Origin of the sequence: Pseudomonas corrugata (assembly GCF_050920615.1) — a bacterium.
In the GTDB taxonomy this organism is placed as follows: Bacteria; Pseudomonadota; Gammaproteobacteria; order Pseudomonadales; family Pseudomonadaceae; genus Aquipseudomonas; species Aquipseudomonas corrugata.
Genome location: NZ_CP130434.1, coordinates 616,790 through 631,557, shown reverse-complemented (window position 1 = coordinate 631,557; position 14,768 = coordinate 616,790). Strand labels below are relative to the sequence as shown.

The window sequence follows — 14,768 nt, the reverse complement described above, 5'->3', positions numbered from 1 at the left end:
TCCTCAAGCGATTTCAACGCCGTGACGCACGACGCGTTTTTCCAGTTCACCGCCCAGCCAGTACGAAAGGTCGGCCGGACGGTCGATGTGCCAGGCGACAAAATCCGCCACCTTGCCGACTTCCAACGAACCATGGGAGCGGGCCATGCCCAAGGCTTGGGCGGCATGAATCGTTGCGCCGGCCAAGGCTTCCTCCGGAGTCATCCGGAAGCAGGTGCAGGCCATGTTCAACATCAGGCGCACCGACAGCGCCGGCGAGGTGCCGGGATTGAGGTCGCTGGCCACGGCAATCTTCACACCATGCTTGCGCAGGGCGTCCATCGGCGGCAGCTGGGTTTCCCGGAGGAAGTAAAACGCCCCTGGCAACAACACTGCCACAGTGCCGGATTCAGCCATGGCGATGGCATCGTCCTCGGTCATGAACTCCAGGTGATCCGCCGACAGCGCCTGGTAACGGGCCGCCAGGCTCGAACCGTGCAACGACGACAATTGTTCGGCATGCAGCTTCACCGGCAGGCCCAACTGCTGCGCGGTGACGAATACCCGCTCGACCTGCGCCGGGGAAAACGCCAGGTACTCGCAGAAGGCGTCCACCGCGTCTACCAGCTCCTCGGCAGCCAGGGCCGGGAGCATTTCGGCGCAGATGTGCTCGATGTAGTCGTCGGCGCGGTCGGCGTATTCCGGCGGCAAGGCGTGGGCGGCCAGGCAAGTGCTGCGCACGCTGACCGGCAGTTCCGCAGCGAGACGGCGGGCGACTCGCAGCATCTTGCGTTCGTTGGCCAGATCCAGGCCGTAGCCGGACTTGATTTCCACTGTGGTCACACCGTCGCGCATCAGGCTTTTCAGGCGCTTGGCAGCGCTGCTGAACAGTTCCTCCTCACTGGCGGCACGGGTGGCGCGCACGGTGCTGGCGATGCCGCCACCCGCCGCGGCAATCTCGGCGTAGCTGACGCCTTGCAGGCGCTGTTCGAACTCACCGCTGCGGTTACCGCCGAACACCGCGTGGGTGTGGCAGTCGATCAGGCCCGGGGTGACCCAGGTGCCCTTGAGGTCGTTGACCACCGGATACTCACCGGCCGGCAGTTCTGAGCGCGGGCCGATCCAGTGGATGTGTTCGTCCTGGGTAACGATGGCGGCGTCTTCGATGATCGAGTAGACGCCCTGGGCCATGGTGGCGGCGTGGCAGTTTTGCCAGAGGGTTTTCATAGACGTCCTCCGTCAGGATCGTTCCCACGCTCTGCGTGGGAATGCAGTCCGGGACGCTCCGCGTCCCTTGTCGAGCGGGACGCAAAGCGTCCCATGAAGCGTTCCCACGCAGAGCGTGGGAACGATCGGGTCAGCCCTGCAAACTCGGCAACAGGTTCGCCATGACCAGCTCGTTCAGGCAGCGGCTGGCCAACAGCTCACTGGCGGCATTGATGTCCGGCGCAAAGAAGCGGTCCTTCTCATAGAACGGCACTTCGGCGCGCAGGAAGCTACGAGCCTGTTCCAGCTTCGAGGAAGTCTTCAAACCGCCGCGCAAGTCCAGGCCCTGGCAAGCCGCCAGCCATTCCACCGCCAGGATGCCACGGGTGTTCTCGGCCATTTCCCACAGGCGCTTGCCGGCGGCCGGAGCCATGGACACGTGGTCTTCCTGGTTGGCGGAGGTCGGCAGGCTGTCCACCGAGTGAGGATGGGACAGCGCCTTGTTCTCACTCGCCAGGGCAGCGGCGGTGACCTGGGCGATCATGAAGCCGGAGTTCACCCCGCCATTGCCCACCAGGAACGGTGGCAACTGCGACATGTGCTTGTCCATCATCAGGGAAATGCGCCGCTCGCTCAGGGAGCCGATTTCGGCAATCGCCAGGGCCATGTTGTCAGCAGCCATCGCCACGGGTTCGGCGTGGAAGTTGCCCCCGGAGATCACATCACCTTCGGCGGCGAACACCAATGGGTTATCCGAGACGGCGTTGGCCTCGATCACCAGCACTTCGGCCGCCTGGCGGAACTGGGTCAGGCAGGCGCCCATCACTTGCGGCTGGCAACGCAGGGAATATGGATCCTGGACCTTGTCGCAGTTCTGGTGCGATGCGGACACTTCACTGCGCTCGCCCAGCAGGTCGCGGTACGCGGCGGCGGCATCGATCTGGCCTCTCTGGCCACGGGCGGCATGGATACGCGCGTCGAATGGCGAACGGGAGCCGAGTACGGCTTCCACCGTGAGGCTGCCCAGGGCCAGGGCACCGGCAAACAGGTCTTCACCCTCGAACAGGCCGCGCAGAGCAAATGCAGTAGACACCTGGGTGCCATTGAGCAGCGCCAAGCCCTCTTTGGCGGCCAGGGTCAGCGGCACGAGGCCGGCGACTTTCAACGCGTCGACCGCCGGCAGCCATTCACCTTTGTAGCGTGCCTTGCCTTCGCCCAGCAGCACCAGGGACATATGGGCCAACGGTGCCAGGTCGCCGGAAGCACCGACCGAGCCCTTGAGCGGGATGTGCGGATAGACCTCGGCATTGACCAGCGCGATCAGCGCATCGATCACTTGCCGGCGAATGCCGGAAAAACCCCGGCTCAGGCTGTTGACCTTGAGCACCATGATCAAGCGCACCAGCGCATCGCTGATCGGCTCGCCCACGCCAGCGGCATGGGACAGCACCAGGGAGCGCTGCAGGTTTTCCAGGTCTTCGCTGGCGATACGGGTCGAGGCCAGCAGACCGAAACCGGTGTTGATGCCGTAGGCGGTGCGGTTCTCGGCGAGGATCTGCTCCACGCACGCCACGCTGGCTTCGATTTGTGCCGAAGCGCTGGCGTCGAGGCTCAGGGTCACCGGTTGCTGATAGATGTCGCGCAATTGAGCCAGGCTCAATTGACCGGGAATCAGGTTTAAGGCAGTCATTTATTGCTCCTTTTGAGAGTTTTGTTTTTTACCCGCCAGTCGCTCCGGAATGTTCCGTTATCCGTCACCCTCGCCTTTTGAGCGATGCTTTTTGGGCAAGGGGTGCCTTGGCACGCTGGCGCTTTTTTTCGATCAATTCAAATTCGGTAACACGCTGTGCAACAGGTTCGGGTCTTTAAGGAGCCCGGCGGTGCTGGCTATGTCCGGCGCCAGCCAGCGGTCCTGGTCATAGGCAGCCACGTGTTCGCGCAGCAGTTTCCAGGCATGCCCGGTACCGGCGCCAAAGCGCTGCGACTTGAGGAATTCAAAGGCCTGGGCCGCCAGCAGGTATTCGATGGCGAGAATCTGCGTGCAGTTTTCCAACACCCTGTGCAGCTTCAGGGCCGCGTTGGTGCCCAGGCTCAAGTGATCTTCCTGCAAGCCCGAGGTCACGTAATTATCCAGCACCGCCGGTTGCGCCAACTGGCGATTCTCCGCGCACAAGGAGGCGGCGACGTATTGCACGATCATCATCCCCGAGTTCACGCCGGGGTTGGCCACCAGAAAGGCCGGCAGCCCGCTGACATGCGGGTTGATCAATCGGTCGAGACGGCGCTCGGCGATGGAGCCGATCTCCGCCATGGCAATCGCCAGCAGATCCGCCGCCAAAGCCACCGACTGGCCGTGGGGGTTGGCCTGGGACATGACCCGGAAGCTATCCGGCGTCCCCAGCAACAGCGGGTTGTCGGTGGCGGCATTGAGCTCGGTTTCGATCTGCTGACGCGCGTGCGCCAACTGATCACGAGCGGCGCCATGGACCTGAGGAATAGAACGGATGCTCAAGGCATCCTGAGTGCGAATGCCCAGACTCGAGGCAATGACTTCGCTGCCATCGAGCAAGGCGCGCAGGTTGGCCCCGACCTGTTGCATGCCCGGGTGCGGTTTGAGGGCGATGATCTCGGCGTCGAACGCGGCGATCTGTCCACGCTGGCCCTCGAAGCTCATGGCACCGATCACGTCCGCCCATTGCACCAGCCGCGTCGCATCCGCCAGGGCCAGGCAACTGAGGCCGGTCATGCATGGCGTGCCGTTGACCAGGCATAGGCCGTCCTTTGCCCCCAATTGAACCGGTTGCAGGCTTTCTGCGGCCAGGGCCTGTTGCGCCGCAACGATCTGGCCGCGATAGCTGACCTGGCCGACACCCAGCAGCGCAATGCTGATGTGAGCCATGTGGGTCAGGTAACCCACCGATCCCTGAGACGGCACTTGTGGGGTGATGCCGCGATTGAGCAGCGCCAGCAAGGCTTCGACCACCCGACGATGAATGCCGGACTTGCCCTGGCTGTAGTTGAGGATGGCGGCGCAGAGAATCGCCCGGGTCTGTTCATCCGCCAGCGGCGCCCCCACGCCACAGGCGTGGCTGAGCAGGGTGTTGCGCGACAACTGACTGAGTTGTTCATCCTTGAGCGACACATTGCACAAGGCCCCCAGGCCAGTGTTGACGCCATAGGCGCGCTCGCCGCTTTCGACGATGCGCTGCACGATGGCCTGGGCATTGTCGATCCGCGCCCAGGCCTGGGCCGAAAGCTCGAGCTCGGCACCGAAGCGGGCGACGGCGACCACGTCCTGCCAACGCAGGGGGGCGTCGGCGATGATGATTTTTTCAGCCTGGGACATCTAAAGCCTCATACACATATTAAGTTGCCAATACCCTTGAGCCGCAGCGGGATTATCCGTGGGAGCAAGGCTTGCCCGCGATGAATCCAATGCGCTCTCTCTGGAACCGAGGTGCCTGTATCGCGAGCAAGCTTTGCTCCCACAGATTTTGTGACCGGCCCGCCCTACACCACCGCCGCCCGCCGCTGCACGAACCGATCGACATACTCATCGGCCGGCGAATGCAGGATCTCCCGGGGCGTGCCGACCTGGATCAGCTTGCCGTCCTTGAGAATCGCGATGCGGTTGCCGATGCGCACGGCCTCGTCGAGGTCGTGGGTGATGAAGACGATGGTCTTGTGCAGGGTCTTCTGCAGTTCCAGCAACTGGTCCTGCATTTCTGCACGGATCAGCGGGTCGAGGGCACTGAAGGCCTCGTCCATCAGGATGATGTCGGTATCCGCCGCCAAGGCACGGGCCAGGCCCACACGCTGGCGCATGCCGCCGGAAAGCTGGTGCGGGTATTTGTTTTCGTAGCCCTTCAGGCCCACGGTGTTGATCCAGTGCAACGCGCGCTCGGTGCACACTTGCTTGCTCTCGCCGCGGACCTTCAAGCCGTAGGCGACGTTGTCCAGCACGCTCTTGTGGGGCAGCAGGCCGAAGCTCTGGAACACCATGCTGATCTTGTGCCGGCGGAATTCACGCAGGGCGTCCATGTCCAGTTGCAGGATGTCTTCGCCGTCCACCAGGATCGCGCCGCTGGTGGGGTCGATCAGGCGGTTGAAATGCCGCACCAGGGTGGATTTGCCGGAACCGGACAGCCCCATGATCACGAATATCTCGCCGGTACCGATGCTCAGCGACAGGTCATTCACACCGACCACGCAACCGGTTTCGGCCAGCACCTGGTCCTTGGTCTTGTTCTGGCGGATCAGGTCCAGGGCATCCTTGGACCGATTGCCGAAAATCTTGAAGACGTTCTTGACTTCGATTTTGCTGATAGCTGCGTTGCTCATTTGCTCACCTCATGCCGAGGACGACCATAGGCCTGGGTAATGCGGTCGATGACCACGGCGAGAATCACGATCGCCAGCCCGGCTTCCAGGCCGCGTCCGACGTTGAGGGTCTGGATACCCACCAGCACGTCCTCACCCAAGCCACGGGCGCCGATCATCGAGGCGATGACTACCATCGACAGGGCCATCATGGTGGTCTGGTTGATCCCGGCCATGATGCTTGGCAGGGCCAGGGGCAGTTGCACGCCGAACAGCTGCTGCCAGCGGTTGGCACCAAAGGCATTGATGGCTTCCATCACTTCGCCGTCTACCTGGCGGATGCCCAGATCGGTCAGGCGAATCAGCGGCGGCGCGGCATAGATCACAGTGGCGAAGATCGCCGGGACCTTGCCCAGGCCGAACAGCATCAACACCGGAATCAGGTACACGAAGCTCGGCATGGTCTGCATGATGTCCAGCAACGGCATCAGCACCGAACGCAGGCGATTGCTGCGTGCCGAGAGAATACCCAGCGGGATGCCGATCAATACCGATATCAGCGTTGCTACCAGCATGAGTGCGAGGGTCTGCATCAGTTTGTCCCACAGGCCCACCGCGCCCACCAGAAACAGCAGACCGACGATCACCGCCGTGGCCATGACCTTGCGGGTGGCGTGCCAGGCGACGCCGCCGACGATGGCCAGCATCAGCCACCAGGGCGCCATGCGCAGCAGGCTTTCGAGGTTGACGATGGCCCACAGCAACGTATCGGAGATGTGCCGGAACACATCGCCATAGTTGGTCACCAGGGAGTCGACCCAACCGTTGACCCAGTCGGCGATGGAAAAGGTAAAGCTTTCGGGAAACATAAGGGACTCTCGATCAGGGGGATGCGGTGAATGTCCCGGCCAGCCCTACGGCTGACCGGGAAGTATTCGACCTACAGAGCCGCGTCGATTTTCTTGGCAGCGTCTGCGCTTACCCAGGCGTGCCAGACTTCAGGATGTTCCTTCAGGAAGATCTTCGCCAGTTTCGGCGACTCGATCCGCTCTTTGGCCATGCGCCCGAGGTTCTGGTTCAGGATATCGATAGGCAGGTTGACCTTTTCCAGCACCGCCACCAGCTCCGGGGCCTCGTCGTGGAAGGTCTTGGACAGGCCGACCTTGATGCTCACGCTTTTATCCACGCCCGGTTTTTCTTCCAGTTTTACCAGGTCCACCTGGCCCATCAACGGGGTTGGCGACCAGTAGTAGAACAGGATCGGCTCGCCACGCTTGTAGCTCGACAACACTGCTGCATCCAGCGCCGGGCCGGTACCTGGGCGGAAGTTGGTGTAGGTCTTTTCCAGGCCATAGCTTTTCAGCATCTCGCTGTTGTCCAACTCACAGGTCCAACCGGCCGGGCAGTTGTAGAAACGACCCTTGGACGGCTCCTCCGGATCCTTGAAGACGGCGGCGTACTGACCCAGGTCGGCGATGTTCTTCAAGCCTGGGGCCTTGGCTTCCAGCTTGCGCTTGGCGTCACCTTCGATCACGTAGCGCGGCACGTACCAGCCTTCGATGGCCCCGACCACCGGAGCACCGACGCCGACCACTTTTCCGGCCTTCTCGGCCTTGTTCCAGACCTCGCTGCGGCCGACCCACTCTTCGGCAAACACCTGGATGTCGTTGCTGCTCAGGGCGTTTTCCATGGTGATGGAGTTGCCCGGCAGGCTATCGGTCTTGCAGTCGTAGCCTTTTTCCAGCACCACTTGCAGGACGTCGGTCAGCAGCATGGCGCTTTCCCAGTTCAGGCCGGCGAATTTCACCGGTTTGCCCGACTCGCACCAACCCGCCGCCTGGGTGGCGCCGGCGCTGGCCAGCAGGCCCATGGAAAGCAACGTGGTCAGCAGGGTCTTGTTCGATTTCATTGTGTGACGCTCCTAATCAGTGAATTGGCTTACGGCAGTCAAGAGGCATCCAGCCCTGTCAACGTCCTATCAGACCGCTTGGATGCGGCCCGCCCTGCTCGGTTGTGCGTCAACCGCGTCCTGCTCGACTGGCAGGATCAATTGATCGGGTACAGCGCTGTGCCACTTCTTCGCCGCGACGTAATACAACGCCGCCGGTACCACCAGGCCGATGATCCACGAGATATCCACATCCCCCATCGCTGCCACCAGCGGCCCGGTATAGAACTTGGTGGAAATGAACGGCAATTGAACCAGTACACCCAGCGTATAGATGCTGATACCCAGGGCGTTCCAACGACCGTAGCGACCGTTCGGATCAGCCAGTGCCGGCACGTCGTAGCGCTCGCGAGTGATGCAGTAGTAGTCCACCAGGTTGATCGCGCTCCAAGGCGTAAAGAACGCCAGCAGGAACAGGATGAAAGACTTGAACGCACCGAGGAACGAGTGCTGGCCGAGCAGCGCGATCAGCGTCGCGGCGCCAACAATGACCAGCACGAAGAGCAGACGCTGCAAGCGCGTTACGTTCAACTGGCCACGGAAACCGCTGATGATGGTGGCAATGCACATGAAGCTGCCGTAGGAGTTCAGCGTGGAAATGGTGACCTTGCCGAACGCGATGCTGAAATACAGCAGCGCAGCGGTGGCGCCAGTGCCCCCCAGGCCAACGATGTAGGCCACTTCGTGACCCGCGAACTGCCCGTTGGCCGAGGCGGCGGCAAACACGCCAAGGATCATCGCCACCTGGGCGCCAATGACCGAACCGGCACCTGCGGCAAAGAAGGTTTTCACCGAGGACGTCTTGCTCGGCAGGTAGCGCGAATAGTCAGCCACGTAGGGGCCGAAGGCGATCTGCCAGGATGCCGCGAGCGACACCGCAAGCAGGAAGCTGCTCCAGCTGAAGTGGCGGATTTGCAGGAGTGCGCCAACGTCCGTCTGGCTGATCAGGCGAGCGAACAGGTAAACAAAGGCAATCACACCAATAATGCTGGCGACGCGGCCAATGAAGTGAATCACCCGATACCCGAGCACCGTGACCAGCACGATGACACTGGCGAAAATGAGGATGCCGACACTGTCGCTGACGCCAAACAACTGGCCCAGCGCCTGACCGGAAAGCACGGTGCCCGTCGCGGTGAAACCCAGGTACATCAGGCACACCAGCACGATCGGGATGGCCGCGCCATAAACACCGAACTGCACCCGGCTGGAAATCATCTGCGGCAGGCCAAGCTTGGGTCCTTGCGCGGCATGCAACGCCATGACACCACCGCCGAGCAGTTGGCCGATCAGCAGACCGATCAACGACCAGAACACATCACCGCCCAGCACCACCGCCAATGCACCGGTGACAATGGCAGTGATTTGCAGGTTGGCCCCCATCCAGAGGGTGAACTGGCTCAACAATCGACCGTGTCTCTCAGCTTCCGGGATGTAGTCGATCGAGCGTCTCTCGATCAACGGCTTACTGCTTGCACGTGTGCTACTGACGGCCATGGTTCAACCTCTGTGGATTGTTCTGGTGGTGACTCTGGTGTTGCTTTTCTGTGGGAGCGAGCCCGCTCGCGATAGTGGTCTGCCAGTCGATGCATGTGTCGAATGTGCCGACGCCATCGCGAGCAGGCTCGCTCCCACAAGGGGTCCTGCGTTACTTGCCGGTAATCATCGGCAAGTTCAGGCCCTGTTCCTTGGCGCAGTCGATCGCAATCTGGTAACCGGCATCGGCATGACGCATCACCCCGGTGCCCGGGTCGTTGTGCAGTACGCGAGCGATTCGCTCGGCCGCCTCATCGGTACCATCGCAGACAATGACCATGCCCGAGTGCTGGGAGAAGCCCATGCCGACGCCGCCACCGTGGTGCAGAGACACCCAGGTCGCGCCGCTGGCGGTGTTGAGCAAGGCGTTGAGCAACGGCCAGTCGGAGACCGCGTCGGAACCGTCCTGCATGGATTCGGTTTCACGGTTGGGGCTGGACACGGAACCGGAGTCCAGGTGATCGCGGCCAATCACGATCGGTGCCGACAGCTCTCCGCTGCGCACCATTTCGTTGAACGCCAGGCCCAGCTTGGCACGTTGGCCCAGGCCGACCCAGCAGATGCGTGCCGGCAGACCCTGGAAGCTGATGCGCTCGCGAGCCATGTCCAGCCAGTTGTGCAGGTGGGCGTCGTCTGGGATCAGTTCCTTGACCTTGGCGTCGGTCTTGTAGATGTCCTGCGGGTCACCCGACAGCGCGGCCCAGCGGAACGGACCGATGCCGCGGCAAAACAGCGGACGGATATACGCCGGCACGAAGCCTGGGAAGTCGAAGGCATTCTCGACGCCTTCTTCCTGGGCCATCTGACGGATGTTGTTGCCGTAGTCGAAGGTCGGCACGCCCATTTTCTGGAAGGCCAGCATGGCTTTCACGTGCACCGCCATCGATTGCTTGGCGGCTTTCACCACGGCGGCGGGTTCGGTCTTGGCGCGGGCACGGTACTCGTCCCAGGTCCAGCCAGCCGGCAGGTAACCGTTGAGCGGGTCGTGGGCGCTGGTCTGGTCGGTGACCATGTCCGGACGCACACCGCGACGGACCATTTCCGGCAGGATTTCAGCGGCGTTCCCGCACAGTGCAATGGAGATTGCCTTGCCTTCGGCGGTGTATTTCTCGATACGGGCCAGGGCGTCATCCAGGTCGGTGGCCTGCTCGTCGACGTAACGGGTCTTGAGACGGAAATCGATACTGACCTGCTGGCATTCGATGTTCAGCGAGCAGGCGCCGGCCAGTGTGGCAGCCAACGGTTGTGCGCCACCCATGCCGCCCAGGCCAGCGGTCAGGACCCAGCGGCCCTTGAGGTTGGAGTCGTAATGCTGGCGACCGGCTTCGACGAAGGTTTCATAGGTACCCTGCACGATGCCCTGGCTGCCGATGTAGATCCAGCTGCCGGCGGTCATCTGGCCATACATCGCCAGGCCCTTGGCATCGAGCTCGTTGAAGTGCTCCCAACTGGCCCAGTGAGGTACCAGGTTGGAGTTGGCGATCAGTACGCGTGGGGCATTTGTGTGGGTCTTGAACACGCCCACCGGCTTGCCGGATTGCACCAGCAGGGTTTCGTCGTCGTTCAGGTTCGTGAGGCTTTCGACGATCTTGTCATAGCACTCCCAGTTGCGCGCCGCGCGACCGATGCCACCGTAGACCACCAGCTCCTTGGGATTCTCGGCCACTTGTGGGTCGAGATTGTTCATCAGCATGCGCAGCGGTGCTTCAGTCAGCCAGCTCTTGGCGGTCAGCGTATTACCGCGAGGGGCGCGAATTTCAACGTCACGGTATTTTTCGGGTTTGCGGGTTGCGTCGGTCACAGCAAAAACTCCTCAGCGATCAATCCAGACCAGCCCGGGCAGTGGGCAGCGATTTAACGAACGTTGCGTTGAACATAGGCAACTCATACGCATACGTCTTTACTTGTATGTACAAGCATATGCAATCAAGCGGCCAACTTGTTGAAGGCGTGCGCAGGAATCTTTCTGGAAATGGCTGTAACGTGCGGAATTGAAGGGTTTTCGAGGAGGATTAATTTTTCGGAGGGGGATTTTCAGATGCAGACAAGAGAAGGACAGAAAGCGTGGCGTTGCGCCACACTGGGGCATTCGGTAACAAGTTGGTGCGCGAAACGGGAACAACCTACAGGCTTTTTGTGGCGAGGGGATTTATCCCCGCTGGCTGCGAAGCAGCCCTATTGGGGGCCTTCCCATAACTCGGGTGCAATTGATTTAGGGCCGCTTCGCGGCCCAGCGGGGATAAATCCCCTCGTCACAAGGAAGTGCTACAGCTGAAACTAGTGAGCAGTCAGCTCGATCACGCAACATTGGCCGTGGCTGGCAACTTCCAGCAGTTGAGTGTTACCGCCCAGTTGCAGGCAGTCATAGAGGCCCAGCGTGGCAGTAAAGTCGCCAACCCTGACACTCAATTCCGGGTCGGCACTGAACACCAGCACCGTCCCCGCCTCACTGAAAAACCGCTGCTCGCCCGCCAGCCACTGTAACCGTGCCCGGTAACGCTGGGGCGAATAGATCAGGTTGAAGTCACGAATCGGTCCGCCCAGCAACGTGCAATGAACGTGGCTCTCACCACTGAACGCGAAAGGGTCCAGGGGATGCAACGGCCGCGTGACCTGACCATCGACGGTCAGGCTCATGCCATCGCCCTGCAAGACGCTAATGACGCGCTCGTAACCGGCAAAGGTGGAAAAACCGCCTGACTCACCGATATCGGCAATCGACAGCCGCCAGCCGAAACCTTCCAGGCCGGTGCCGGCGTCGCGGGTGATTTCCTCGGTGCTGCCACCGCCGTTTTTCCATGGCATGCGCGGGTAATCCACCGCACGTAGAACTTTCAAGTCACTCACTTATGAAATCGCCCTTCCAGACTATGACGGGAACCCGGATGAATCAGCCGCGCGGCGGTGACAGGCTGACGCCCGGACCAGGTACGACGGCGGATCAGCAGGCACGGTTCGCCCTTTTCGATCTGCAACAACTTGCATTCATTCGGCTCGGCGAGGATCGCTTCCACCACATGCTCGCCTTCGGTCAGCGGCGCGACCTGGTTCAGATAGGCGTAGGGCGTCTGCAGGGTGAAGTCCTGCTTGAGATAGTCGGGCGCCACCAAGGCGTTGACGAAGCGGTCCTCGATCTGCACCGGAATGTCGTTTTCGAAATGCACGATCAGCGAGTGGAACACCTTCTGGCCTTCACGCATGTCCAGGGCCAGGGCGCGCTCGGAGCCGGCGGCCTCTTCTTCCAGGGTGATGACCTTGCAGGTGTGGCGATGGCCGCGAGAGGCGATCTCGTCGGCGATGTTGTGTACTTCGAACAGCGCGGACTGGCTCTTGGGTTCGGCGACGAACGTGCCGACGCCCTGCATGCGCACCAACAGGCCGTCGGCGGTCATTTCCCGCAGGGCACGGTTGATGGTCATGCGGCTGAAGCCCAACTGATTGACCAGCTCGCTTTCCGACGGCACGCGGTAATGCGGCGGCCAGTTTCCACTGTCGATCTGCTGGGTGATCATCTGTTTGACGCGGGCATACAAGGGTGCCGGACTGTCACCCAGGTTTGAGGCCAGCGGCGGTTTGGCAGGCGGAGTCGGCACGGCGGTTCCCTGTTCTGCGGATAAGGTTGCTAGCTTGCCGGAGTTTACCGGCCAGGCAAACGTCTGTATATGTATATACAAATTACGCACGATGAGGTTGAACCATGTCCGCCTTCTTTGCCGAACGCGCGCTGTTGCCTAGTGGATGGGCCAATGATGTACGTCTTGAAGTCGACGCCCAAGGTGTCCTGACCCATATCCAGGCCGGCTCCCACGCAGACGGCGCCGAGCGGCTGGACGGTCCGCTGTTGCCGGGTATGCCGAACCTGCATTCCCACGCGTTCCAGCGGGCCATGGCCGGCCTGGCGGAAGTGGCGGGCAATCCCAACGACAGTTTCTGGACCTGGCGCGACCTGATGTACCGCCTGGTCGGAAAAATCAGCCCCGACCAACTCGGCATCATTGCCCGACAGCTGTACATCGAAATGCTCAAGGCCGGTTACACCTCGGTCGCCGAATTCCATTACGTACACCACGACACCGACGGTACACCTTACGCCAACCCGGCGGAGCTGGCCTTGTGCGTCAGCCACGCCGCCACCACTGCCGGCATCGGGCTGACACTGCTGCCGGTGCTCTACAGCCATTCAGGTTTTGGCGGCCAGGCGCCCAATGACGGGCAGCGTCGGTTCATCAATAGCACCGAGAACTACTTGAAGCTTCAGTCACGGCTGCAACCGATCCTGGCCGGTCAGCCGCTGCAGGCGCTGGGGTTATGCTTCCACTCCCTGCGCGCCGTGACACCCGGACAGATCCAGGAGGTACTGGCCGCCAGCGACGCTCACTGCCCGGTGCATATCCACATCGCCGAGCAGCAGAAGGAAGTCGACGATTGCCTGAGCTGGAGCGGTGCCCGTCCGCTGCAATGGTTGTATGAAAACACCGAGGTGGATCAGCGCTGGTGCCTGGTCCACGCCACCCACGCCAATGCCCATGAAGTCAGCCTCATGGCCAGGAGCCAGGCGATTGCCGGCCTGTGCCTGACCACCGAAGCCAACCTGGGTGACGGTATTTTCCCGGCAGTGGATTACCTCGCCCAAGGCGGGCGCCTGGGTATCGGTTCCGACAGCCATGTGTCATTGAGCGTGGTGGAAGAACTGCGTTGGCTGGAATACGGCCAGCGTCTGCGGGATCAACGGCGTAACCGTCTGTATCGGGCAGATCAGCCGATGGTCGGGCGCACGCTGTTCGATGCGGCGCTGGAAGGTGGCGCCCAGGCATTGGGGCAACCCATCGGCGCCCTAGAAATCGGCAAGCGTGCCGACTGGCTGGTACTCGACGGTAACGACCCTTACCTGGCCACGGCCCAGGGCGACGGCATCCTCAATCGCTGGCTGTTTGCCGGCGGTGATCGCCAGGTGCGGGATGTCATGGTGGGCGGCAAGTGGGTGGTGCGTAACGGGCATCACGCCGCAGAAGAGCAAAGCGCCCGGGCGTTCACCCAGGTATTGCGCGATCTTCTAGGCTGACCGCAACTCCCCTTGTGGGAGCGAGCCTGCTCGCGATGAAGCCTTTACATTCAACATAGATGTTGATGAAAGTCCGTCATCGCGAGCAGGCTCGCTCCACAGGGTCATTCCCTGGCCGTCAATCCGACGTCTTGGCCATCTGCCGATCCGACGCACGCCAGATCAGCCGTGTCGTGTCATAGCCCTGCTGGCGCGCCTTGCTCAGCAATTCTTCGCGTACCACACCATTGACGGTCGGCGTACGGGACAACAGCCACATGTAGCGCCGACTCGGGTCGCCAACGATGGCAGTCTTGTAGTCATCGCTGACGTACAACACCCAATACTGTCCCTTCGACACACCCGGCAGGATCCGAGAGAACCAGGTGTCGAATTCGACCCAGAGTTTGTCAGTCTTGCCCGGTACCTGGGGCGTGGCGGTGCCCTTGGCTTCTTCCCACTTCCAGTCAGAGGTCAGGCAGCGATTGAACACACCCATGTTGCCGTCAGGCTTGAGGGTGTAATGGGCTTCCGATTGCGCGCAGTTGCGCTGGAAATACATTGGCAGGCGGGCCAACTCGTACCAGGTCCCTTGGTAACGCTTGAGATTGACGCTGTTGGCGGTCTTGGGCGCCAACGGGTCTTCGCCAGAAGTGGCACAGCCGGCCAATACCAGGCCGGCTAAAAGCACTAACAATAACCGCATCATTATTTTTCTCCCGTGGGCACGTGGCCCCG

12 protein-coding genes are annotated in these 14,768 nt (G+C 61.6%); 1 reads left to right on the top strand and 11 read right to left on the bottom strand.

Features of this window, described 5'->3' with window-relative positions:
• Nucleotides 1-3: 3 nt before the first annotated feature.
• From hutI to hutC, 10 genes are all read right to left on the bottom strand, one after another.
• Nucleotides 4-1,206: an imidazolonepropionase gene (hutI, locus tag QZH45_RS02765; RefSeq protein ID WP_055135916.1), complete on the bottom strand. Its 1,203-nt coding sequence runs from the start codon at nucleotides 1,204-1,206 to the stop codon at nucleotides 4-6.
• A 130-nt stretch (nucleotides 1,207-1,336) separates the two neighbouring features.
• Nucleotides 1,337-2,875 (bottom strand): histidine ammonia-lyase, encoded by a 1,539-nt coding sequence (hutH, locus tag QZH45_RS02760; RefSeq protein WP_024778093.1) that lies wholly within the window; start codon nucleotides 2,873-2,875, stop codon nucleotides 1,337-1,339.
• 132 nt (nucleotides 2,876-3,007) lie between these two features.
• Nucleotides 3,008-4,531, bottom strand: a complete 1,524-nt coding sequence (gene hutH, locus QZH45_RS02755; protein WP_055135915.1) for a histidine ammonia-lyase — start codon at nucleotides 4,529-4,531, stop codon at nucleotides 3,008-3,010.
• A gap of 164 nt (nucleotides 4,532-4,695) precedes the next feature.
• Entirely contained in the window at nucleotides 4,696-5,526 is an 831-nt protein-coding gene (locus tag QZH45_RS02750; RefSeq protein ID WP_050593835.1) for a quaternary amine ABC transporter ATP-binding protein, read from the bottom strand.
• Nucleotides 5,523-6,374: an ABC transporter permease gene (locus QZH45_RS02745; RefSeq protein WP_024778090.1), complete on the bottom strand. Its 852-nt coding sequence runs from the start codon at nucleotides 6,372-6,374 to the stop codon at nucleotides 5,523-5,525. Before QZH45_RS02745 ends, QZH45_RS02750 begins: the two co-directional genes overlap by 4 nt.
• Before the next feature lie 71 nt (nucleotides 6,375-6,445).
• Entirely contained in the window at nucleotides 6,446-7,414 is a 969-nt protein-coding gene (locus QZH45_RS02740; protein ID WP_024778089.1) for an ABC transporter substrate-binding protein, read from the bottom strand.
• Between the two features lie 69 nt (nucleotides 7,415-7,483).
• Complete coding sequence (locus QZH45_RS02735; RefSeq protein ID WP_053193185.1) at nucleotides 7,484-8,950, bottom strand: purine-cytosine permease family protein; 1,467 nt, start codon at nucleotides 8,948-8,950, stop codon at nucleotides 7,484-7,486.
• Between the two features lie 151 nt (nucleotides 8,951-9,101).
• Nucleotides 9,102-10,790 (bottom strand): urocanate hydratase, encoded by a 1,689-nt coding sequence (gene hutU, locus QZH45_RS02730; protein WP_024778087.1) that lies wholly within the window; start codon nucleotides 10,788-10,790, stop codon nucleotides 9,102-9,104.
• 476 nt (nucleotides 10,791-11,266) lie between these two features.
• Complete coding sequence (locus QZH45_RS02725; RefSeq protein WP_053193184.1) at nucleotides 11,267-11,836, bottom strand: HutD/Ves family protein; 570 nt, start codon at nucleotides 11,834-11,836, stop codon at nucleotides 11,267-11,269.
• A complete protein-coding gene (gene hutC / locus QZH45_RS02720; protein WP_024778085.1) occupies nucleotides 11,833-12,582 on the bottom strand; it encodes a histidine utilization repressor in 750 nt (249 codons plus the stop codon). The genes QZH45_RS02725 and hutC overlap by 4 nt, the downstream gene beginning before the upstream one ends.
• A 104-nt stretch (nucleotides 12,583-12,686) precedes the next feature.
• Here hutC and QZH45_RS02715 point away from each other — a divergent pair, with 104 nt between their 5' ends.
• Nucleotides 12,687-14,051 carry a formimidoylglutamate deiminase gene (locus QZH45_RS02715; RefSeq protein WP_055135741.1) on the top strand — a complete coding sequence of 455 codons (1,365 nt, stop codon included), beginning with the start codon at nucleotides 12,687-12,689 and terminating at the stop codon, nucleotides 14,049-14,051.
• Between the two features lie 118 nt (nucleotides 14,052-14,169).
• Here QZH45_RS02715 and QZH45_RS02710 read toward each other — a convergent pair whose 3' ends face one another.
• Complete coding sequence (locus tag QZH45_RS02710) at nucleotides 14,170-14,739, bottom strand: lipocalin family protein (RefSeq protein WP_024778083.1); 570 nt, start codon at nucleotides 14,737-14,739, stop codon at nucleotides 14,170-14,172.
• Between the last annotated feature and the right edge of the window lie 29 nt (nucleotides 14,740-14,768).